General features: G+C 61.3%; 19 protein-coding genes. 7 read left to right on the plus strand and 12 right to left on the minus strand.

The window, feature by feature from the left end:
- Positions 1–26 precede the first annotated feature (26 nt).
- On the plus strand, positions 27–7430 hold the full coding sequence (locus tag AACZ26_RS08980; protein ID WP_339620852.1) for a DUF5979 domain-containing protein: 7404 nt from the start codon (positions 27–29) through the stop codon (positions 7428–7430).
- Positions 7431–7505: 75 nt separating this feature from the next.
- Here AACZ26_RS08980 and AACZ26_RS08985 read toward each other — a convergent pair whose 3' ends face one another.
- Positions 7506–8261 carry a hypothetical protein gene (locus AACZ26_RS08985; protein ID WP_339620854.1) on the minus strand — a complete coding sequence of 252 codons (756 nt, stop codon included), beginning with the start codon at positions 8259–8261 and terminating at the stop codon, positions 7506–7508.
- A gap of 114 nt (positions 8262–8375) precedes the next feature.
- Here AACZ26_RS08985 and AACZ26_RS08990 point away from each other — a divergent pair, with 114 nt between their 5' ends.
- Positions 8376–8978, plus strand: a complete 603-nt coding sequence (locus AACZ26_RS08990; protein WP_339620856.1) for a TetR family transcriptional regulator — start codon at positions 8376–8378, stop codon at positions 8976–8978.
- A gap of 27 nt (positions 8979–9005) precedes the next feature.
- Here AACZ26_RS08990 and AACZ26_RS08995 read toward each other — a convergent pair whose 3' ends face one another.
- From AACZ26_RS08995 to AACZ26_RS09020, 6 genes are all read right to left on the minus strand, one after another.
- The gene (locus AACZ26_RS08995) at positions 9006–9653 is read right to left on the minus strand and encodes a cyclase family protein (RefSeq protein WP_339620857.1); all 648 of its coding nucleotides are present in this window, start codon (positions 9651–9653) and stop codon (positions 9006–9008) included.
- A gap of 35 nt (positions 9654–9688) precedes the next feature.
- Entirely contained in the window at positions 9689–11101 is a 1413-nt protein-coding gene (locus AACZ26_RS09000; RefSeq protein WP_339620859.1) for a cytosine permease, read from the minus strand.
- Positions 11102–11158: 57 nt separating this feature from the next.
- Positions 11159–11578, minus strand: coding sequence for a nuclear transport factor 2 family protein (locus AACZ26_RS09005; protein WP_339620860.1), 420 nt, complete (start codon positions 11576–11578; stop codon positions 11159–11161).
- Between the two features lie 11 nt (positions 11579–11589).
- The gene (gene speB, locus AACZ26_RS09010) at positions 11590–12564 is read right to left on the minus strand and encodes an agmatinase (RefSeq protein WP_339620862.1); all 975 of its coding nucleotides are present in this window, start codon (positions 12562–12564) and stop codon (positions 11590–11592) included.
- Positions 12565–12613: 49 nt separating this feature from the next.
- On the minus strand, positions 12614–13939 hold the full coding sequence (locus tag AACZ26_RS09015; protein WP_339620863.1) for an ISL3-like element ISPfr2 family transposase: 1326 nt from the start codon (positions 13937–13939) through the stop codon (positions 12614–12616).
- A gap of 106 nt (positions 13940–14045) precedes the next feature.
- Positions 14046–14357: a putative quinol monooxygenase gene (locus AACZ26_RS09020; protein WP_003941073.1), complete on the minus strand. Its 312-nt coding sequence runs from the start codon at positions 14355–14357 to the stop codon at positions 14046–14048.
- A gap of 107 nt (positions 14358–14464) precedes the next feature.
- On the opposite strand from AACZ26_RS09020, the gene AACZ26_RS09025 reads away from it, so the two are divergent.
- Positions 14465–15406, plus strand: a complete 942-nt coding sequence (locus AACZ26_RS09025) for a helix-turn-helix domain-containing protein (RefSeq protein ID WP_339620893.1) — start codon at positions 14465–14467, stop codon at positions 15404–15406.
- 446 nt (positions 15407–15852) lie between these two features.
- On the plus strand, positions 15853–16434 hold the full coding sequence (locus AACZ26_RS09030) for a helix-turn-helix domain-containing protein (protein ID WP_339620894.1): 582 nt from the start codon (positions 15853–15855) through the stop codon (positions 16432–16434).
- 52 nt (positions 16435–16486) lie between these two features.
- On the opposite strand, the gene AACZ26_RS09035 is transcribed toward AACZ26_RS09030, so the two are convergent.
- Complete coding sequence (locus AACZ26_RS09035) at positions 16487–16705, minus strand: hypothetical protein (RefSeq protein WP_339620896.1); 219 nt, start codon at positions 16703–16705, stop codon at positions 16487–16489.
- Between the two features lie 442 nt (positions 16706–17147).
- Between AACZ26_RS09035 and AACZ26_RS09040 the strand changes: the two genes are divergently transcribed.
- Genes AACZ26_RS09040 through AACZ26_RS09050 form a run of 3 tightly spaced genes read left to right on the plus strand, consistent with a single transcriptional unit; the run spans position 17148 to position 19128 of the window.
- Positions 17148–17594: a MaoC family dehydratase N-terminal domain-containing protein gene (locus AACZ26_RS09040; RefSeq protein ID WP_339620898.1), complete on the plus strand. Its 447-nt coding sequence runs from the start codon at positions 17148–17150 to the stop codon at positions 17592–17594.
- Positions 17591–17998 (plus strand): MaoC/PaaZ C-terminal domain-containing protein, encoded by a 408-nt coding sequence (locus tag AACZ26_RS09045; RefSeq protein WP_339620899.1) that lies wholly within the window; start codon positions 17591–17593, stop codon positions 17996–17998. Before AACZ26_RS09040 ends, AACZ26_RS09045 begins: the two co-directional genes overlap by 4 nt.
- On the plus strand, positions 17995–19128 hold the full coding sequence (locus AACZ26_RS09050; RefSeq protein ID WP_339620900.1) for a UDP-N-acetylmuramate dehydrogenase: 1134 nt from the start codon (positions 17995–17997) through the stop codon (positions 19126–19128). The genes AACZ26_RS09045 and AACZ26_RS09050 overlap by 4 nt, the downstream gene beginning before the upstream one ends.
- A gap of 24 nt (positions 19129–19152) precedes the next feature.
- Here AACZ26_RS09050 and AACZ26_RS09055 read toward each other — a convergent pair whose 3' ends face one another.
- From AACZ26_RS09055 to AACZ26_RS09070, 4 genes are read right to left on the minus strand one after another with little or no spacing between them, the layout of a single operon-like run.
- Positions 19153–19776 carry a response regulator transcription factor gene (locus tag AACZ26_RS09055; RefSeq protein ID WP_339620901.1) on the minus strand — a complete coding sequence of 208 codons (624 nt, stop codon included), beginning with the start codon at positions 19774–19776 and terminating at the stop codon, positions 19153–19155.
- Positions 19773–20927, minus strand: coding sequence for a sensor histidine kinase (locus tag AACZ26_RS09060; RefSeq protein WP_339620903.1), 1155 nt, complete (start codon positions 20925–20927; stop codon positions 19773–19775). Before AACZ26_RS09060 ends, AACZ26_RS09055 begins: the two co-directional genes overlap by 4 nt.
- Positions 20928–21803, minus strand: coding sequence for an ABC transporter permease (locus AACZ26_RS09065; RefSeq protein ID WP_339620905.1), 876 nt, complete (start codon positions 21801–21803; stop codon positions 20928–20930).
- Positions 21800–22675, minus strand: a complete 876-nt coding sequence (locus tag AACZ26_RS09070; protein WP_339620907.1) for an ABC transporter ATP-binding protein — start codon at positions 22673–22675, stop codon at positions 21800–21802. The genes AACZ26_RS09065 and AACZ26_RS09070 overlap by 4 nt, the downstream gene beginning before the upstream one ends.
- Between the last annotated feature and the right edge of the window lie 44 nt (positions 22676–22719).

The following is a 22719-nucleotide window of genomic DNA, read 5'->3' on the forward strand; positions in this document are numbered from 1 at the left end:
GACGGTGCGACGTGAGGTGCCAACTGATGCTGACCCGACGCTCTCATTCGCGCGCGCGCAAGAATGCCGATGCTGGTTTTGCGCCACTGCGCAGAATCATTTCAGGCGGCACAGCGCTTCTCGTCGTCGCAGCGACGCTCATCCCGACTACCGCTGCATTCGCCTATGAGCCAGCGGCTGTTCGGAACGTGAAGTCGGCTAATGCGACTGTCGTCGGTCCTGGTGACACGTTCAACTGGATGATCGAAGTCGGTTGTTCCGTACTCACCGACGAGTGCGTTGATGCGGTCTTGACTGATGAAATACCAGCGGAATTCATCCTTCCCGATGCGTCAGAAATTCTCTTGACGCCGGCGCTCGCCGCCTCGGAGCGCACCATTACTGTGAGCGGGCAAACCGTCACTATTGCTTTTCTGCAGGACTTGTCCATGCCGAGCGGAAAAAAGGGGCTGACGAACGGCACCGTTACGGTGACCATTCCGGTGACTGTGCGTTCAGACTTGGATTACACGCCGAGCCCGCGAACTGTTGAAAATACTTCGCAAATGGTCGCCGAGAATGCTCCGATGAGGCCCAGTACGGCATCGGTTCAGCTCGTTGTCCCTCTGGAACTCGCGACCGAGTCTTCTAAGTCCTTCTCGCCGTCGACGAATATCGCGGTGCCCGGACTTGAAACTCAACTCACTGTCGGGGGCGAGAACGCCTCTAACGCCGCCGTTTCCTCGCTGACGATTCAGGATCCCGTCGACCCGACCGCTGCGGGAAACATCTTTAGCGCGGCGCTTGAAATGAAGAACCTTGACGCAGTGACGTGGCCAACGGGCGCGACCTCTGCCGTTGTATCCCTCTGGGACAGTTCTCTGCCGACCCCGGGCTGGGTGGACTCCGCACCGTTTGGTGTTGGCGACACTGTTGCGTTCCCAGTGGGAGTCGACCCCGTTGCTGCCACAGGAATCCGCATTGTGTTTTCATCGGGCACAACTGCTGAGATTCCTCGACTGGCTACCGCCAGCATGGTGCTTGATCTTGAGAACCGCGCCGGAATAACCGCGAAGACTTATCCGAACACTGCGCAGTCGACCGTCAAGCGCGACGCACTCTCGGCAACGAAGTCAGCAACAGCAAACTACGTAGTAACAGCGGCAACGAGTTCTGTTTCGGCGGGTAAATCGATCACTCCAGACCGCATGTCGACCGTTGCATTCGGTGAGAACGACCTCACGAGCGGCACCGTGACCTTGACCGGAAGCAACTCTGGCTCGGTTCCGCTCACATCGTTGACGATCTCTGAACCCGCTGACCCGACACTGCTTGATAGCACCAATCCGTTCGCGCCGGCGCACACTGGTGGTGGCCTGATCTTTGATGGGTTCACGTCGGGAGTCTCGTGGCCCGCCGGTGCAACAACGGCGACCATCACCTACTACTTTGCCGACGGCACAGTCAGTGAGGCCCTCGAGGCGACCGCACCCGGTCTTCCCGCGGCGGGATCAGCCAAGCGCATTACTGGGTTCAGCGCGACCTTTAACGGAACGATGGCTCAAGGGGTGTCGGCGAAGCTGCCGTTCACGATTTCCTCTAATCCTGTCCAGGCTTCTCCTGACCTCGCTGTGCTGTACACCAACCGAATTATGGTCAGTGCTGTCGATAAGTACAGCCAGGCGGTGCCGCCGAAGTACGCGTCGGATACTGTCACTGTGCTCGCGGAGCAGGTCAATCTAGAGACCTCTAAGTCGCTTTCTCGAGGGTCGTTGCGGGCAGCTCCAGGTCAGTCGACCACGGCGACGCTCACCACCCATGTGCTTGACTACCCCAGCTCCACTCGAGCGCTCGACATCATTGAGATGACGGACCCGTCGGACTCGACCGGTCTCACTGACTGGTACGAGAGCTTCAACGCGACTCGGCTAGTTGCGACTGCGGTTCCGGGGGATGCGACGCTGACCATCCTCTACCGCGACTCAGCGGGAAACTACACGCCTCTCACCGTTCTCGGTCCGGGCGTACAGAACTACGACATCCCCGCCGGCGTTCGTGACGACATCTACGGTCTGAAGTTTCAGTGGGAAAGCACTACGGGTTTCCAACCCGACCAGACGCTGATTGCCAATGTTGAGTACTCGCTTCGATCCACGCTGAGAGGCACCAGCACCGCGTTGCCGAATGCAGCGGCCGAGCTTGAGAACTGCAGCGCGACCTACGGAACGAGTGGCACCGGAACAACAGGTTTGACCTCCAACCGCGCAGTAGCTGACCCCTGCCCTACGGTGAAGTTGGTTCCCTATGACAGCTCGGGCAGCGGCACTGGTGCTGCCAACTTGCTCGATAAGAAGTTCATCACAACGAACAACACAACGAGCCAGGGTGTGATGAACACTCGTAACGGTGAAAGTACTCGGGCGCGACTCTCATGGTCGACCGACGGATACTCCGGTGTGGACTCCATGGTCGTGTACGACGGCGCAGTTGATTCCTCAGGAAACCCGGATCCCGCAGCCTGGGCTAAGGGCATGTACGACGCGTACAACCTCGTTCAGATTCCGCGCCTCAGCACAATCGACCCGCTGGTGAGGTACGACAAAGTTGCGATCGAGTTTTATAGTGCAGCGGCATCTGACTGGGTAACCATTTCTGGGTACTGCACGACGTCGGCACCGTGCGATGGCGGAAACGCTGCCGCCCGCACTCTGACCTCGGCTCAACAGGCTGATTTTGTCGCCATCCGGTTTACGTTCACCGAAGGAACCAACCGCCCAGGTCTAGCTCCAGCCCCCGGTAGCGGAGTCGCAGACTCGCTGGGTAACAACCGTGACATCGACCTCGTATTTCAGATGCGAGACACTCTGCGCAGCAACGCCGCAGCACCCGTTGTGGATGGTTATCGGTACAACGCCGATGTGACCTCCGCGACCCCGCCAGCACTCGGGCACAGCGTCATCCGGAATGATGCCTGGTCACAGGCGACCCTCGCAGTAGGCGGTCCCCTCACAGACCGCGCCTCCGACACCCTCCAGATTCAAAACCCACCACTTGCTGTTGCGGCCAGCAAGTCCTGGGCCGGTGGCCCAATTCCCATTCCGGATGCCTCGGTAACGGAACAGCCGTCAAGCCGAGTGACCTTGACTGCGGTCAATCAGACAGCCGCGAAGGTCGAGGGTCTGAGTATCAGTGAACCCAACACATCGATAGCGACACCGAATGATTCGCCCTTCGAAGACTGGAACCTCACCCGGTTCCAATCGATCACACACCCCTCGGGTGCTACGGGACTGACCGTCACCGTCGTTCGATCGGCTGGGGGAAATCTCACTGCCTCGGGAACAAACTTGGCGAACATCTCTTCGACAGTTCTGGGCTGGACTGCTGCGCAACTTGCCGATGCCACGGCTTTCACCTTCGACTACACCGGCCAGATTAAGGCCAGCAACGGCACAGCAACCATCGTGTTTGACTTGGGGCTGCGCTCAGAAAAACGAAGTGGTGGCGCGGTCGTTGCGGGTACGGACTACAACTCGACACAAGCGACCGTCACTGACACCCGATGGGATGCCTCTAGTCCCACCACCGCTCCAGTGTTCCGCGCTGAGTCGCTCTCTGCACGTAAGGGTGCCAACATCGTTCTCGTGGCGAGCACGATCGGCGTGAACACGACGAAGAAGTTCGCGAAAACGTCGGAGACTGAGCCGAACCGTAGCGCCTTCGCTCTCACTCTCGAAGCAACGCCGAGCGGCAGCGAGCGAGTGAGTTCGCTGACCATTACCGACGACCGTGCCACTTTCTGGAACTCTTTCGACTTTGTCGGGGTCTCGTCAGGCACGCCTACGTTGCCTGTGTTTAGCCCGACCTCCTCCGCTAGCGCGACAGTGATTCAGATCGAAGCGTGCGTGAGCGGTACGTGGACGGATGCTGACGTTGCCGATTCACCTGACGCCAGTTGTGAAGATCGCGGCGGTTCATGGGTCGGTGCGGGAACGTGGAAGACTGCCGCTCAAGCACAGTCCAGCTTCCTGCCTGCCGGTGTGACTGCTAGTGCAGTAGAAGGATTGCGGTTCACGGTGAAACGCCTCGACGGCTCCCAGTGGGAGAATCCGCAGGCGCCGAAGGTGAGTATTCCCGTTCTCGTGCAGCGGCGAGTCGACCTCCGCACGGGCGGACCGGTACTGAGCGATCTTCTGGGCAACGCGGCATCACCTGGTGAAGCGGATGCTGGCACGACAACGAACTCTCTTCGAGCCGACGTCATTGGTATCTGGGGCAAGAGCGCCACCGCGAGCAACTCGGCTAGCTACCAATTCCTTCACGCCACGACTGGGGTCAAGGTTCAAAAGCGCCCCGCGGGCGTCAAGGCACCCGGTCGACTGTTCGATTACACCCTTTCGGTGACTAACACGGGATCGTGGCCGATCATTAACCCGGTAATCACCGACTATCTCCCCAGTGATTCGACGGGTGCACAGCTAGTCTTCGATCCGGACAAGCCGTGGACATACAAGTACGCGCTCACTGGCGCAGCGCCTTCTCCTTCGAGCGGAGCATCGCTTCCGACAGGAACCAGCGGGCCGACTGTAGACGTCACCGCTGACTCCTACGGACCTACTGAAATCGAATTCACCTTCCCCGCTGGTTCAGTGCTGGAAGTTGGACAGGTCTACGTCATCACCATTCCGATGATGTTCCGCCCCGGCCTCAGCAATGATGCGAACGTAACCAACCGCTTCGGAATTACCGGCGATCGTGCCTTCGATACCTGCACGGCGCCCGCGGGTTTCACCGCCAGTTACGAAAGCGCGACGGGCGAATGCTCCACGGAGACCACCGTGCGGCCATCGGAGCAAGCAGCTCTGCGCGCCTTGATGACGGTGCGTGCGGAACTTGATGCCGATTTCCCTGTTGACCAGGGCTTCATCGGCGGAACGCTTGCCGACTGTACAGCGGCTAAGGACAGCGACGGTTTCTCACGCAATCCGTGCGTCCCCGTGACACTGCCTGGCCAGAAAGAAACATGGCGACTGACTGCCCAAAACACCGGCACGACCAACATGCCGCGACTGGTGTTGTCTACACGCCTTCCCGCTCTCGGCGATCAAACAATCCTTGACGCCTTCGTACGAGATTCGAGTTGGAACGCCAGCTTTGCCGATGAGATCACTTCAAAGATCGGGATGCCCGGCGCGACGCTGACCGCCTACTACACGACAGCAGAAACCCCGTGTAAGGCAGTTCTGCAGACGCCAGCCAATCTGGATGCCTGTGGCAGCGATCCCGCAACGGGATGGGCGGTGTGGACGGCAGGGGAACTCGCCGACTCAACCGTCATCACGGGACTTCAATTTGTTATTGACTTCCCTGACAGCGCACTGTTTAAGCCCGCAGACGTCGTGAGCATCGACATCATCACTCGTACTGCGGCGTTGTCAGCCACACCCGGAGCGAACACGACAGCGCGTAACTCTTTGTCGGCTTCAGCTATTACAAGGACGGGAGCGAGAGACACGGCCGTTACGGCACTGGACTACTCAGATGTTTCCGTTGCATTGGCAACAGGCAGCCTCCGTCTGGAGAAAGAGATCACCGGGCCCGCTGCATCGTTCATCCCCAACGGGCAGACCTTCGCAGGAAAGCTGGTGTGCACGTCGTTAGGCGAGACGATCGAGCGTGACTTCACGATGACTCTCGACACAACAACCACGCCGGCCACGGTTCCGGTTGTGACCTTTGATGACCTTCCCGGCGGCGCGAGCTGCACGGTCACCGAGACCGCTGCGAGCGGCCAGTCGAGCTATACCGCGACTACGGTCACGGTCGATCCGCAGATCACCGACCCCGCTTTGCTGCCCACAGTGACCTTGACCAATGACTATCAGCTGACTGGTTTGACGGTCTCGAAGACTGTGACGACAACAGCATCCGTCGTTCCCACGGAATTCGAGTTTGCAGTGAGCTGCACGTTCCTAGGCGTTGCGGTGCCTCTTGCAGCGGCGGATGCATCCTTCACTCTCGACGCCGATGAATCTCGCACGATCACTGGGTTGCCGGTCAACTCGAACTGTGTCGTTACCGAAACTGACCCGAAGAGTGCCGACACGACGATCATGACGGCGAGCACGGACTCCACGCGCACAGGAACGAGTGTCGCTGTGGATAACACAGCTCGCACGACTACCTTCACTCGGTTGAGCCCAAACACTGCCGCTGGTGTGGTGACGAACACGACTAATGCCAACAACCGATTCGATGCTCCCGCAGCGCTCATTGTCACCAAGAAACTGCTCGGTGATGGTGCTGCACAGTTCGGCGAGGACAAGACCTTCACCGTTGCTGTACTCTGCACGTTCGGCGCAACTACTCAATACGACGGTTCAGTGTCGCTCAATGAAGGCAACGCTTGGCAAGCTGTGCTTGAGAACATCATCGCTGACTCGGACTGCACCTTCAGTGAACCGAGCCTTCAGGGTGCGGATGCTGTAGTGATCACACCTAACGACGGCAGCGATACGACGCTGGGTCGGCTCACGGTTCCTGGACCCACTGTCGCCGAGCCTTCTCCGGTCGTCAATATTGACGTCACCAACTGGTACCTCACGGGTTCCGTCGAGGTCACGAAGACCTTCGCGGGAGACTCCGGTGCGATTGATAAGTTCGCTCGCAATCCCGTACCTGAGGTTGAGTTTGAATTCAGCCTTCAGTGTGTTCGGGATGGCGAAGACGTCAGCATTCCCGGTGGTGCCATTCGCACCGTGACGGCAGCGTCTCCTGTCGCCGACTACACGGGCATTGCCTCCGGAGCCGAGTGTGCGCTCTCAGAAACGCGAGACGGCGGAGCGAGCATGACACGGATCCTGGATGAGCGATCCGACGAGGTCGTGGATGGTGAGTTTACGATTTCTGTCGACAGCACCGTGCTTTCAGCGGATGATCAAGCGCAGCCTGATCTCTCCATCGAAAACACGTACCGCTTTGCAGAGGTCGTAGCGGCTAAGAAGGTCATTGACGGGGGATCGCAGGCCAGGGGACCGTTCGAACTGACACTCACCTGCACGCTTGACGACCGATCAATCAGTGCCGCGGAGGATTCCGCACGAGCGATTCGCGGCGGTGACACTGTTGTGTGGACAGAGCTGGCCGAAGGCGCAGATTGCACGATTGTCGAGACGAAAACGGGAGGGGCCACTCAGACGACGTCGACCCTGACGGCAGCAGACGGCAGTGCTGGCGCTTCTGTTATCGGCACGTCAGTGACCATGCTTCCATTGCGTTGGACTGGCGCGGATGCTGCGAACTCGATCACCTTCACGAACTCGTTCCGTCTTGCCTTCACTGGCGCGGCGTCTGGCTCGAACATTCTGCTTCTGCCCATCGGACTTATCGTGGTCGGAGGAATGCTGTTTGGATTCGTCGCTCTGAAGCGTCGTCGTCAGCGTCAATCGTGACAAACCGGTAGCGGCAGCCTCGGTGTCGAGGCTGCCGCTCTACTGCAGTCCATCGCGGAGATCTACTGATAGGTCTTAACCGTGTTGAGCCGTTGAAAAGTGCAGACGATACAGCGCAGGATGCGGCGCAACGCGGTGCTGTCGGAAGGTTTCAAGCACGAAGCTCGTGAAGCTCCGTTTGGCGATCAATGAGGGCACAACGTCGATCAGATGATCCCAGCGACAGTGGTTGACGAGAACAAATGGGGAATTGTTGCTGAGGTCGCCGAGCACGGTTGAGTTATCGAGGTTGGTCTCGTCTTGGAACCACCCCGCGGTGTATTGCCAGGCGTGAAGATTGTGTTCCTGATCGTCAGCGGTAAAGAAGTTGAACAAGAAAACTCCCTGCCGTTGGTGATTGACGTCAGCGATACGCCGCACGTTTCGGCCAGCTGTGGCAAGTACGTTGGGTACGCTTTCGGACACTTCTCGCACGCGCTCGTCGTCGAGGAGCGCCCGTGCTGCTTGCGGAGTCGATGTTCGCACCAACATCACGGCGTCATACTCGACAGGGCCGCTCCACTGCCCGGCAAGTGAACGGTTTCCGGGAGGTCGCAATGTTCCTTCGAAGACAGAACTCTCTTCAACTTCAGGCTGTGCTTCGAGAGCAATCGCGAGCTGGCGCAATTGAGCGAGAACCTTTCGGCGCCGCGGTCGGGGTAGGGCGGGCGGCACGCGCCACGGACCCGTGCTGATGGCCACAAGAAGGAAGCCGTCTGGTGTCGGCTCGATCAGTCGAACGGGCATCCACTTCGTTGCGGTGGCGGGGTTAGGGGTGTCCGATGATGTCATGGTGGGTCTCCTTTGGTTACGGAACGAGTGTGTTCTCTGACGCTGGCACTCGCCACCGTGAGGAATTTCTTGGAGGTTAGGCTGGCACGAGCGGTGAAAGGCAACGAGATCTCAATGAACCGAAAACCAGGTCGTCCCATCGGCGGCAGCAGCGAAGCACGCGGACGGATACTCACGGAAGCACGGACTCGATTTCACACACTGGGGTATGCGAAAACCACGATGCGGGGAATTGCCAACGCGAGTGACGTTGATCCCGCGTTGGTGCGTTATCACTTCGGTACGAAGAAGCAGTTGTTCGCACTTGTGCTTGGCCTCGCGGTTGCTCCGGCCGACGTGCTCGAGCGAGCATTAGATTCTGGATCGCCAGAGAGAATGCCGGAGCGCCTTGTCGCGCTCGTGATCCGCAGTTGGGAAAACCGCACCGCGATAGAACCATTGATGAACCTTGCGGGTGCAGCGCTGCGCGATGCGGAGACCATGACACTATTCCGTGGATACATTGACGAGGAAATAGTGGCCACGCTCGAGTCTCGACTGACCGGCCCCGGTCGAGCGGATCGCGCCGCTGCCGCAATCGAAGTCGTCGTCGGACTGGTCTTTTCTCGCTACATTCTGCAGATACCTTCCATCGCACAGGTCTCAGCGCAAGACGCCTACCGCAGAACCTTGCCGCCGATGCGTGCAGCTCTTCTCCATCGCCTGCCGAGGAGCTAGGGTTCCGGATGCCGAACCCTCGGCGGGCTAAAGGTGGTCGTCGAGAATAACCGCCCGCACTGGCGCACCGTCGGCATCGATGGGCAGTGGGAAGAAGCCGACGCGAACGCGCTCAGACAGGTCAGCGAGACCCGTGACGTTTTCGATGATGAGTCCGTCATTTCCCAATACGACCTCATGCACGGGGAACTCGGTTGAGCCTTCCCCCGTGGGGTCGGGGCTGAGGGTGTCGACGGCGAGCACGTGCATTCCGCGGCGCATCAGTTCTGCTGTGGCATCCGCATCAATGGCGGGATGATTTAACGCCTCGACTGATCCGAAGTGCTGAGCCCACCCAGTGTTGATGATCACGATGCTGGGCACGGCGATCGGAAGCTCGTCGGCGAGAGCGTCGATGATGTCATCGATGCCGTACACGGCGTTGGCTGCTTGCGGGGCGAGGTGCACAACGAGAGCATCACCGACGAGTTCGTCAAGAGCAATCGAGCCAGTGGTGCGGCCACCAGTGACGGTATGAGAGGGGGCATCGAGGTGGGTGCCCGTGTGTGACCCCAGGTGGAGCAGGCTGACGTCGACGCCATCCCGCTCCACGCTGAGTGCGCTTTCGACTGAGACCGCAGGGTCACCGGGGTAAACCTGCATTCCATTGGTGATGAGGTGACTCAGTTCGCGCATTGGGGTACCTGATTCCTGGTGAGGCTTAAGGCGAGTTAGGCAACGGGACTAGCCGCGTTGTCAGCACCGGCAGCATCGGCATCCGTAGAGTCCGCGAGGTGCTGGCTGCGAACGGCTTCGTGACGCTTTCGTTCGGGAAGCATGACTGCAAGATAGAGCACGAAGGTGAGAACGAATGCGGGAATCGTGGCACCGATCGGCAGCGGCCACACGTAGGCCCAGACGTACGACATGGTGGCGCCGATGACCCAGATGGCGACAGCAAACCAGTTGATGCCGGCCCTGTACCAGTAGCGACCGCCGCGGGCTTCGAGGATGTCCTTTGTGTAGGCGCCGCGCTTCACGATGTAGTAGTCGACAATCATGATCGCGAACACCGGAACGAAGAAGGCGCCGATGACGACAAGGAAGTCGGTGAATTGGTTGAGCAACTGCAGCCAGGTCGAGCCGATAATCGAGATGCCGCCCAGGATGAGCGCGGTCGGCAAGAACTTCGCCTTGCTGTTGACCTTGGCGTTGACGACCGAGGTCACCATTCCGTAGACAACCATCGTGTTTGTGGCCATCACCGAGAGGAAGATGATGATGGCGAGCGGTGCACCGAAGGCGCCGACAATCGTGGTGGGGTCGAACGCGGCCGCTTCGTCGCCTTTGAGAACCACGTAGACGAAGGCGGTGAGGCCGAGCGTCATCGCAACAACAGTCGAGACGGTGTAACCGATGCCCGAGCCGATCACGCCAGCCTTGGTGGTGCGAGCGAAACGGTTGAAGTCAGCGGACAGCACCGTCCAAGAGACGGCAGTGGCAATCACGATGTCGAGCACAATGATCGGCGTGAAGCCGAGGCTCTCATCAGGCGCAACAGTCTGGAAATCGCCAAGGTCGAACGCGGTGAATGCGGTGATGAAGACCCACGCAATGATGCCGAGGATCAGAACGGCAAGCCACGGCTCAATCTTGGAGATACCTTCGTGGCCCAAGATCGCGAGAATTACGACGATGCTCTGGCAGAGCACGGAGAAGAGGATGGGGTTGGAGTACCCCGTAGCGCTCTCCACCAAGAAGTTCACGGTGACGCCCGCCAACATCGCCTGCACCCAGCTCCAGCCCATGAGTACGATCACGTTGGCAGCGACGGGCAGCAGGCTGCCGCGCGTTCCGAAGGCGCCGCGGGTGATTGCCATGGTTGGCAATCCCGTGCGGGTGCCAATAGCGCCGATGGCGGTGAGCACGATGGCTCCACCGAGGGTTCCCAGCACGATCATGAGGAACGCGGTGGCGAAGTCGACGCCGGGAACGAAGAGCGTTCCCGTGAGCAGGGTCGTGACGACAAGGTTGGCTGCGAGCCAGATCATTCCGATACGCAGCAGTGAGTAGGTGCCCTTGACGGGCTTGCCGCCATCGGACTGATCTTGGGTGTGTTTGCTTAGACGGGAATAGAGCGACATTGCTGCAGTCTCCTCAGTAGGGTGCGGTTTGGGGTGCGTGATCGGGTAGTCAGTGAGCTATTCCGCGGCAGAGGCGGCGTCGTCGGGCACGGGCGACAAGTGCTCGTGCACGGCTACTAGCCGGTCGTTGTCGAGGCGGAACACGATGGTTTCGCGCTCGCGATAGGAGTCTTCGCCGTCGCCGGTGTCGACGCGAGTGAAAACGTTGTGGCTGAACACCGCGCCGCCGGGGAACGACTGCACTGCGGCATCCGAAGATTCGCACTCAAGCACTCTCCAGCCGCCCTCAACCCAGCTGGCCCACAGGCGCTCGTACTCGGCGCGGTCGTTCAGGCGAGCGGGTTCGGTGTGAAAAATGAAGGTCGCTTCGGGGGCAAAGCCGCGAAAATAGCGATCGCCGTCGGTGGCTGCGAAGGCATCGACGATGGCGGATGCTGCGCTGAGCACGTCATCCTCGTGCGGTGTTGTCATGCTCATGGTGTACTCCTCTAGCTCTCGGGCTGTTCGGTCGGCTGCTGATTGTCGCGGGGAACCATCGCGCTGAGCAGCTCGTACGCGACGTGGCTCGCGGCGACGGCGGTGAGCTGGGCGTGGTCGTAGGCGGGAGCGACTTCGACGACGTCGGCGCCCACAATGTTCTTGTCGGCCAGCGCGCGCAGCATCCGCAAGAGCTCACGGCTGGTGAGACCGCCGGCTTCGGGCGTGCCGGTGCCTGGCGCATGCGCGGGGTCGAGCACGTCAATGTCGATGGAGATGTACAGCGGCTTGTCGCCGATACGGTCGCGGATGCGTTCTATGGCGACGGCAACGCCTTCTTCTTCGATGTTCTCGCTCGTGACGACCGCGAAACCGAGGCGGCTGTCGTCGGTGAGGTCTTCTGCGCTGTAGAGCGGCCCACGGGTGCCGACGTGCATGCTTGCAGTGAGGTCGATGAGTCCCTCTTCGGATGCCCGGCGAAACGGTGTGCCGTGCGTGACGGGTGCGCCGAAGTAGGTGTCCCACGTGTCGAGGTGGGCATCGAAGTGGAGTACGGCGACGGGGCCGTGTTTTTTGGTGACGGCGCGCAAGAGGGGCAGTGCGATGGTGTGGTCGCCGCCGATGGTGAGGATGCGGTCAGCGCGGGTTGCGAGGTCGAGTGCAGCAGCTTCGATTTCGAGGATTGCGTCGTCGATGCTGAAGGGGTTTGCGGCGATGTCGCCCGCGTCGGAGACTTGCTGCGCGGCGAAGGGCGAGACATCTTGCGCCGGGTTGTAGGGGCGCAAGAGGCGCGAGGCTTCACGTACGTGGGACGGACCGAAGCGGGCTCCTGGGCGGTAGCTCACTCCGCTATCGAAGGGGATTCCCACGACGGCGATGTCGGTGTGTTCGACATCTTCGATGCGCGGCAGACGAGCGAATGTGGCGATACCGGCAAAGCGCGGGACAATACTTGCATCGATCGGCCCAACAATAGGTTTCGTCATAGTAAACTTTCGATATTCAGCAGTAAACGTGAACTCACAGTAAACCGGCTCATCCCAATCGGGGGTGTAGGAGTTGGGGTCTGAAGCCGCCGGTCTCGAGCAGGCTTCGGGCGATGTAGTTGGTCAGGTTGCGGAACCCGAGTGCGGAGCCGCGCAGGTGTTCGAGCCGTCCGTTGAGTGCCTCGGTCGGCCCGTTGCTGGTGCCGGGTCGTTCGAAGTAGGCGATCACGTCGGCGGCTCGCTTCTTCAGGGTCCGGCCCAGGGTGGTGAGCTCGGTGAGCACCTTGGGGACGCCGGCGCTGAGGTCGGTGATCAGCTTCTCCATGAGCTCGCGGCCACGTTGCCGGTCCTCGTGGCGATAGGCGGCGATCATCCGCTGGTAGACACCCCAGGTCGCCTCGACCTCGACGTGAGCGTCATCAACGAACAGCGCGCGTAGCCTGTCGCTCTGCTTGTCGGTGAGCAGGTCCGAGCCGGTGTGCAGCGTGCGCCGCGACTTGTAGAGCGGGTCGTCCCTGAACCCACGGTGCCCGTGGATCGCGAGTTGGACCCGGCGCCGGCACCTGTCGAGGGCGTCACCGGCCAGGCGCACGACGTGGAAGGGATCCATCACCGTGACCGCGTCCGGGATCTCCTCTGCAGCGGCGGTCTTGAACCCGGTGAAGCCGTCCATCGCGACCACCTCGACCGCGTCACGGAAGGCGTCGTCGCGGTCGGCGAGCCAGGTCTTGAACGCCGCCTTCGACCGGCCCTCGACCATGTCCAGCAGCCTTGCTGGGCCGGCGCCATCGCGGACCGGGGTGAGGTCAATGATCACGGTGACGTACTTGTCGCCACGCCTGGTGTGGCGCCAGACGTGCTCATCGACGCCAATCACCTTCACGCCCTCGAACCGCTTGGGGTCGTTGATCAGCAGCCGCTTGCCTTCGGCCAGGACCGCGTTGTTGGCGGTGTCCCACGCGACCCCGAGTCCCTCGGCGACACGGGCGACGGTGAGGTGTGCGACCACGATCCCTTCCAGCGCCCACCGCAGCCCGGTGCGCGAGAGCTTCGCGCGTGGCTCCGCCGCGGCGTTGGTGTCTTGGCGCCACACGTGTCCGCAGTCGGCACAGCGGTAGCGGCGCACTACAACTTCCAGCACGGTCGGTCGCCAGCCCAGCGGCTCGTGGGCCAACCGCCGGATCACGGTGTCACGAGCGGCGCCTTCGCTGCCGCACCGTCGGCACCACTGATCTGGTTCCACCACGCGGCACGCGAGGACCGCACGATCCGGTTCAAGTCGTTGCCCGATCACGCTCAGACCGAGGCCGTCGAGTCGAGCGAAGGCGGTCAGGTCAGGGCGGCCGAAGCCGGCCGGCGGGGTAGCGACGGACACGTCGAGGTCTTTCCGATGGATGGCGTAGGAGCCTCCATCGTCGGGAGATCTCGACGTCTATCTGCGGACCGACTCGGCGGGCCCGATCGTCTCGTGCGTTGGCGGACTACGGGAGCTTGGACGCGAGGACGTCGGCCGCCAGGATCTCGGGTGCTGCGCCGAGGAGGTGCTGGTTGGCCATCAGGGCTGCGACGATGGCGCCGTTGGCGTGGGCGTCGCGAGCGGCTTCGTCGGGGAATGCATCGAAGATCCAGAAGGTGTCGGCGTGGGTCCTGACCGCGAACCAGACAATCGTTCCTACTTCTTCGTTGGCGAGTGCGACAGCGCCGGCGAGCAGATCGGCGAGCGCGTCGTGCTGTCCATCGGCCGCGACGATCTTGGCGACGAAGGCATACGGAAGTGATGCGGGTGTGGACATGAGGGGTTCTCCTTGACGTCAGGGTTCTTCGTGGGACGAGTTCAGCGTATGACGAGCGAGGGCCGGTGGGTAGTGGCGTATACGGCAGTATTGCTATTGTTTACGTCATGCGTATTGGACTGATCGCGATCGACGGCTGCTTCGGTTCGGCTATCGCGTCGATCATCGACATCGTGCGGGTGGCCGACGGAGCCCGCGGCGATGTCGACCCGCGGATCGACCCGATCGAACTCGCCATCCTCGGACCGAAACGGCGAGTGACCACGACGGCATCGATGACCCTGTCGGTGGACCACCCGCTGCCGGAGTCCGGAGAGTTCGACGTGGTCGTCGTCCCTGCGCTTGGAACCCTCACGGCCGCCGCGACCCACGACGCCCTCCAGAGTCGAGATGCTCGTTCGGTCATCGCCTCACTCGGGCGCCTCGACGACGCGACCACCCGGATCGCCGCGGCGTGCACCGGCGTGTTCGCCGTCGCCGAGACAGGACGGATGCATCATCGGCGGGCGACGACCAGCTGGTTCCTGGGGCCGGAGTTCCGGAAGCGCTATCCGACCGTCGCCCTCGATCTCGACACCATGGTCGTGGTCGACGGGAACCTCATCACCGCCGGCGCCGCCTTCGCCCACATCGACCTCGCGCTCTCACTCGTGCGATCGATCAGCCCCGACCTGGCCCAACATGTCGCCAAGCTCCTCATCATCGACGAGCGCCCGTCGCAGGCGGCTTTCGTCGCCTACGAACATCTCCGGCACGAGGACCCGATCGTCGTCGAGTTCGAACGCTTCGTGCGCGCCCGCCTGGACGAACCGTTCAACGTCGCCTTCGTCGCGCAGTCGCTCGGCACCAGCCGGCGCACCCTCGAACGACGAGTCCGTGCGGCGCTCAACCTCACTCCGCTCGGCTTCGTCCAACGGCTTCGCACCGAACGAGCTCGACACCTCTCAGCAACCACGGACCTCACCTCCGCCGAGATCGCGCTACGGGTCGGCTACGCAAACGCCGAGACTCTGCGCTCCCTCCTGCGCAGGGAGCGACGCCGTTCCTGACCTATCGCCATGCCTGTAGCTTGTGTCCTAGCGCTCGGTTGGAACCACCTCTCAGCACGTCGCGTCGACGCTCCTGCGTCGCCCCTGGACTACCCACTCGACACGCCCGCGGCACAGCCCATGTGACGTGCCCCGGCTTCCCGGACGGTCGGGGTTGGGTGGCTGTGATGTCGCTGCGTTCTCGTCGAGAGGGTCAGCAGACCCGATCAGAGCCGATTGGGATGAGCCGCGAAGGCGGTTAGGTCAGGGCGGCCGAAGCCGGCCGGCGGGGTAGCGTCGGGCACGTCGAGGTCTTTCGGATGGATGGCGTAGGAACCTCCATCGTCGGGAGACCTCGACGTCTATCTGCGGACCGACTCGCCCGGCCGACCTACACCTTCATCTGGGAAGAGCCAGTAAACCCCGAGGTCCGCCTCGTCAACCCCGGTTAGTGATGGAGTAGAGCCATGAGACCGTTGTCGCCGTCACCCAGCGCAGAAGCGCTCGCTATCGGAGCGCGCATCCGCAGTGCTCGCAAAGCTCAAGGATTCACACTCGAGCAGATCGCGACATCCGCGGGGCTTACTAAGGGTTTTCTGAGTCGTCTTGAACGCGATGAGACCTCGCCGAGCGTCGCCACCCTGGTGCAACTCTGCCAAGTGCTATCGCTCGAAATCGGCTCGCTCTTCGCCGAACCCGAAGCAGTAAAAATTTCTTTAGCGGATGCTCCGCACATCAATCTCGGCGGCCAAGGAGTGGATGAGCGCCTCATCTCGCCGCGCAACGAATCTCGGGTTCAAGTCATTCGCACCCACATGCAGCCCGGCGCCAACGGTGGCGATGCGTTCTACACGATCAGTTGCGAAGTGGAAGTACTGCATGTCATTTCGGGCGCGGTCACCGCACGCTTCGTGGATCGCGAGATCCCTCTCGCGGCCGGTGACTCCCTCACGTTCCCGGGCCGAGAACCGCACAACTGGGAAGCGGATGCCGCGCTCGGCGCCGAAGTCATTTGGACGATCGTGCCGGCAACCTGGCGTGGAGAGTAGAACTCCTCATTAGAGCCCAAATGCGCCCGCGCCGATGGTGTTCCCCTATTGATCAGTCGACGAACTCAGTTTGAGTCGCGATGTAGTCGCGTTGGTCGTCGCTGAGGCGTCGAGGGGCGGTGAGCGAATCGCTGCCAGAAATGCCTGAGATCTCGTTGAGCACAGACGCACTGAGTTCGCCGCGGGGATCCCTGTAGATCGAGTGCTTTGCCGAGATGCTCAGCTCAGGCCACCAGCGTTCGATGGGAGGAAGGGTATTGGATGAATCCATGAGGGTTCCTTTCCGCTATCGGTGCCCACATTCTGCACAACCAAGTTGAGTCTTTCATGGTTGCGGGACTATTTGCCCGAGGGCTCAAACGCTGAAGTGTCAGTGGCTGTGGGTATATTTGAAGAAAGTTGGCCGACACGCCGAGACACTACATCTTGTGTAATGACATGGGTGTCATTACCCGTATATAGTGAAATCTCCGACAAACCGTCGGCAAACTTCGAGAAGACTTTTAAGGAGGATCGTATGGATAACGAAAACGACACTGTTGGCGGATACGCAATTCCCGTCGACCCAATGGATCTTCTGCAGTGCGACAGCTGCCAGTAAAAATTTACTGAGCTAACGCCTCACAAGATTCCTGAAGCCCCGGCAGACCACAGGTCACCGGGGCTTCACCCATTAACGTGCAGAACTCATAAGACTGCCTAAACTGGTACCCGTGCCAGTGAATCCAGAACTAGAAGGCCGGGTCTTCCCGCCCACCACCCCCTACCTCGTCGGGCGCGAAAAGGTACGCGAATTTGCTCGCGCCGTCTTCGCCCAAAGCCCCCTCAACCACGACCCCGAAGCGGCACGCGCCGCAGGCTACGCCGACGTCGTCGCACCGCCCACCTTCGCCGTCGTCATCCAAGAAGCAGGCCTCGCCCTCCTCCTTGCCGCCCCAGACACCGGCATCGACTTCTCCCGCATCGTGCACGGAGAACAAAAGTTCAGCTACACGCGGCCCATCGTCGCCGGAGACGAACTCACCGCCATCCTCACCGTCACCAGCATCAAATCCCTCGGCGGCAACGACATGATCACCGCCGAAACCGCTATCAGTGACGCCGAAGGCAACCACGTCGTCACCGCAACCTCCGTACTCGTCATGAGAGGCACAGAATGAGCGACCTTACCGTCGGACAAGAACTCATCACCGGCAAAGTCACCCTCACCCGTTTCTCCCTCGTGCGCTACGCCGGAGCATCCGGAGACTTCAACCCCATCCACTACCGCGACGACGTCGCACAGTCAGTAGGGCTGCCCGGCGTACTCGCCCACGGCATGCTCACCATGGGCCTCGCCGTTCAACCCGTCATCGACTGGATGGATGGCCGCGGTGAAGTCGTCGAATACGGCGTGCGCTTCACCCGCCCCGTTGTCGTCGACGGCAACGGCGGAATCACCGTCAGCGTCACAGCCAAAGTCGGTGCCATCGAAGATGACGTGACCCGCATCGACCTCACCGTCAGCGCCGCCAACCAAACCGTGCTCGGCAAATCACAAGTCAGGGTCAAGCTTTACAAATGACCGACACCGCCCCCAGCGACCGCGCAGCACCACAACACAACGTGATGCTCGCCGACCTCACCACCATCCGGGTAGGTGGGCCAGCACACACCCTGCTGCGCCCCACCACCGAGCAAGAACTCCTCGCGAGTGTGCATGATGTGTGGCAACGAGGCGACGAATGGCTGCTCATCGGGGGCGGCTCCAACATGGTTATCAGTGATGAAGGCTTCGACGGAACCGTCATCCACATCGCCACAAAGGGCATCCACGTCACTGACCAGAGTGACACCACTCTCAGCGTGCGCGTTCAAGCCGGAGAATCCTGGGATGGCCTTGTCGCGCGTCTCGTCGCGCGCGGTTGGGGAGGCCTCGAAGCGCTCAGTGGTATCCCCGGATCCGTGGGCGCAGCTCCCATCCAAAACATTGGCGCCTACGGTCAAGAAGTGGCCAGCGCGCTCACCGGCATCGACTTTCTTGACTACGACAGCGGCGAACTCGTTCATCTCACCACCGAAGAGCTCGAACTGGGCTACCGCAGCTCCGTCATCAAGAGTGGTCGCACCGGAGTCGTCGTCGCCGTGCACTTCACCCTCACCGCCTCACCCACCAGCACGGTTCAGTACCAACAGCTCGCTACCGCGCTGGGGGTAAACGTTGGGGACAACGTGCCCCTGCAGCAGATCCGCGACACCGTGCTCGCCCTCCGGGCATCCAAAGCTATGGTGCTCGACCCCAACGAGCCCGACTCCGCGAGCTGTGGCTCCTTCTTCACGAACCCCATCGTTCCCGAGCACATTGCTCGTGCTTTGCCGGCGGATGCCCCACGCTGGGTCATCGACGATGACCCCGTCGCCGACGTTGTCGTTCCCCTCGGCGAAACTCCCGCCCCGCCGCCACCGCCGAAACCACGCCTCGTCAAGCTCAGCGCCGCCTGGCTCATCGAACACTCGGGAGTGCACAAAGGCTTCCGCCTTCCCGGCTCCCGGGCAGCAGTCTCCACCAAGCACAGCCTCGCGATCGTGAACCGAACCGGAGCAGACGCCGCCGAAATTGCAGAACTTGCCCGCTACATCGGCGCGTGTGTGCTCAGCCGGTACGGCATCCACTTACAGCCGGAGCCGGTCAGCGTCGGAGTCGAACTCGCCTAAACCACGCAGTCGCGCAGTCGCGCGCTAGCGCGGAAGCAACCCCAGCTCCATTGCCTTCGTGACGGCACGAGTGCGGTCTCTCACGTCGAGTTTCTCGAACACGTGGATGAGATGCGTCTTCACGGTCGCCTCGCTCAGGAATAACGCAGCGGCAATCGCCCGGTTGCTATTGCCCTCAGCCACGAGAGCAAGCACCTGCGTTTCACGCTCGGTGAGCGAAACTTTCGCAGGCTCCCGCATCCGAGTCACGAGCAGCGCCGCAATCGAGGGTGCGAGTGCAACTTCGCCGCGCGCAACTGAGCGAAGCCCCGCCAAAATTTCGTCTTGCGGTGCCGCCTTCAGCAGATAGCCACTCGCGCCAGCCTCAATCGCGGTTAAAATGTTCTCGTCTGACTCATAGGTGGTGAGAATCAGCACGCGCACCTCAGGGCGTGCTGCTACCAGTTGCGCAGTCGCCTCAGCGCCTCCGAGGCCGGGCATACGCAAATCCATGAGAACCACGTCGGGGGAGAGCTGCGTGGCCAACGCAACAGCCTCAGCACCGTCGCTCGCTTCGCCGACGACTTCGATGTCATCCGCAGAACCCAACAGTCCTACGATTCCACTGCGAACGATCGGATGATCGTCGGCAACAACGACACGGATCATGCGAGAACTTCCTTCGGAATGGTGGCGCGCACGGTGGTTCCGGCGGCCGAACTGGCAACATCGAGGCGCCCATTCACGAGAGCGAGACGTTCGCTCATTCCCTCAAGCCCAAACCCCGTGTGAGTGATGTTCGGGTCGAATCCTACGCCGTCATCGGCAACCGTAATGCTGAGCCCAGAATCGTCAGTCGAGACGGTGATCGTCGCGCGCGTTGCCGACGCATGCTTACGCACATTCGCGAGGGCCTCTTGGGCGCAGCGCAGAACGACAACTTCGGTTTCGCGGGCAATTGTGGGCAGTGGTTCGGCATCCACCGTCACGGTCAAGTGGGTTTCGCGACTGTAGCGCTCCGCCAGCCGGGTCAGGGCACTCGTGATCCCGTCTCCCGTAAGCCCAACGGGAGCGGATGCCGTGACGAGTGCGCGCGCTTCTGCGAGTGCTGCGCGGGCACTGTCTTCGATCAGCTCGAGTTGTTCGGCTGCGGCAGCAGGGTGGTTGTTGTCGAGTTCGCGCTTAGCTCTTTGGGCTACGAGCACTAGCCCGGTGAGGTCTTGCGCGATGGTGTCGTGGATTTCGCGGGCGAGCCGCTCACGTTCGCTAGAAATTCCGGCATCCCGGCTGATAGCGGCGAGTTCGTCGCGCGTGGAGTGCAGTTCGAGCACAAGGTCGTGGCGTTGATTGCTGAGGGTGGAGATTTGGGTGATCCACAGCCCGAGGGCGAGGCTGAAAGCCAGTGACAGTGCCACGATCGTGCCATTGCTGAGCAGTGCTTCGGGGCTCGTGCCTGAGTCAGCGACGAAGCCGATGCCTACGGCGAGAGCGACGGCGACGTTGCCGATTATGGCGTTGCGAGTGCGCTCCGCGATCACCCACACGAGCGGGTAGGCGACTGACTGCAGGGTTGCCATTGTCGGCAAGAAGGCGACTCCGACCCCCAGCAACACGGCGAGCAGCGCGATGTAGCTGAAGGCGATTGTCTTGTTCGAGAATGCGCGGATGCCGAGAGTGAACCAGGCCAGCACGAAGACGGCGAGGGTAATCCAAGCCCCAATTCGGTTGCCCAGTTCGCTCCAGGTGGAGCTGAAGACGAGCGCCGCCAGCACGAGCGAGGTGACGACGACGGCGACGCTCATCCAGCGAATAAGACCCATTTAGCTATCCTTGCGGATCCAGCGGAAGGTGAGGCGCGTCACGATCAGGCCGAGCACAAGCCACAGGCCGGTCGCGAGGGCGACACCGGGGAGATTCCAGCTTTCTGATTGCTCCATCACTTCGAAACTTGCAGGCAGGAACACTTCGCGCATTCCCTGCGCCATCCATTTCAGGGGAAAGATGCTCGCAAAGTTCTGCAACCAGACGGGCAGCATCGAGAATCCGAGGTAGACGCCGGAGATGAACTGCAGCACGAGGGCGATGGGGATGACGACGGCGGTTGCACTCTTTCCGCTGCGGGGGAGCGCGCTGAGAGCAATACCGAGCACAGCGGATGTTGTGACACCGAGCGCAAAGACCCAAGCGAAGGTCAGCCACTTGCTGGGTTCGCTCGGCAGTTCAACGCCGAACGCGATGCTCGCGACCAGCATCACGAGGGCTGCTTGCAGCACTCCGGTCACAAAGACTTGACCAATTTTGCCGATGAAATAGCTCATGATCGGCAGGGGAGTTCCCGCGAAGCGTTTGAGGGTTCCGTCGCTGCGTTCCATGGCGATGTCGATGGCCATGTTCTGCAGACCGCTGAGAAGGAGGCCGGCGGCGAGCATCCCTGGCAGGTAGAACCCGGCAGCGGTGAGGGGTTCGTCGTCGGTTCCGAAGTTCTGTTCGCTAAAGGCGACCGAGAAGATCGTGAGCATGACGACGGGGAAGAGGAAGGTGAAGAAAACCGAGTCACCTTGACGGAAGTAGGCGCGCACTTCGTACTTGATGCGGCTGAATCCGAGGGTCAGATTGCGGCCGAGGCTCGACCCCAGGCTGCTTTTCGGCCCAGCCGTTGACGTTGTTACTGTCGCTGTTGATGGTGAGGTGCTCATCGTGCGTTCTCCACTTCGCGTGCATGCGCGTGGTCTGAGACCAACTGCAGGTAGATGTCTTCGAGGCTCGGGCGGATGACTTCCAGCCCGACAGGTTCATGGCCGTCTGCCATGAGGGCTGCGACGACAGCTCCGGGAGTGGGGGTGCGTTCTTCTCGATGGTCATCGCCTTCGCGCCAGCGCACTATCGGCACCCGCGCTTCGGTGCCGCCGAGCTCATCAATCGCGCCGATGTCGATCATCTTTCCGCCCGCAATTACTCCGGCACGGTCGCCGAGCTGCGCAGCCTCGTCAAGATAGTGAGTCGTGAGCAGGATGCTCGTCCCCTCCGCCTTGAGCGAGCGAATGAGCTGCCAGAACTGCTGACGTGCCTCGGGGTCAAAGCCCGTAGTGGGTTCGTCGAGGAAGAGCAGCTCGGGATTACCGATGATGCCGAGCGCGACATCCACTCGCCGACGCTGCCCGCCCGAGAGTTTGCGGATGAGCGTATTCGCTTTCTCCTCAAGCCCTACGGCCGCGATCACTTCGTCAACGTGGCGGGGGTTGGGGTAGTAACCGGCAAAGTGGGTGAGTTGTTCGCGCACGGTCACGTTGCCGCTTTCGCCGGTGGACTGCAGCACAATACCGAGGCGTGCCTTCCAGTCGAGGCCGCCTTTGCCGGGGTCAATGCCGAGCACGCTCGCATTGCCCCCGGTTCGATCACGGTACCCCTCAAGAATCTCGATCGTTGTCGACTTTCCTGCGCCGTTGGGGCCGAGCAGGGCGAAGGTTTCGCCGCGTTGGATCTCAAAACTGACCGAGTCGACAGCCGCAAAAGTTCCGTAGGTTTTGCGCAGATTCTCGACCTGCACGATGGGAGCGGTGGGGTTCATGCTTCTATCGTCGCTTGTCTAGACCCGCGGCGACAGGGTCGGAT

Origin of the sequence: uncultured Salinibacterium sp., from assembly GCF_963974405.1 — a bacterium.
Lineage (GTDB): Bacteria > Actinomycetota > Actinomycetes > Actinomycetales > Microbacteriaceae > Rhodoglobus.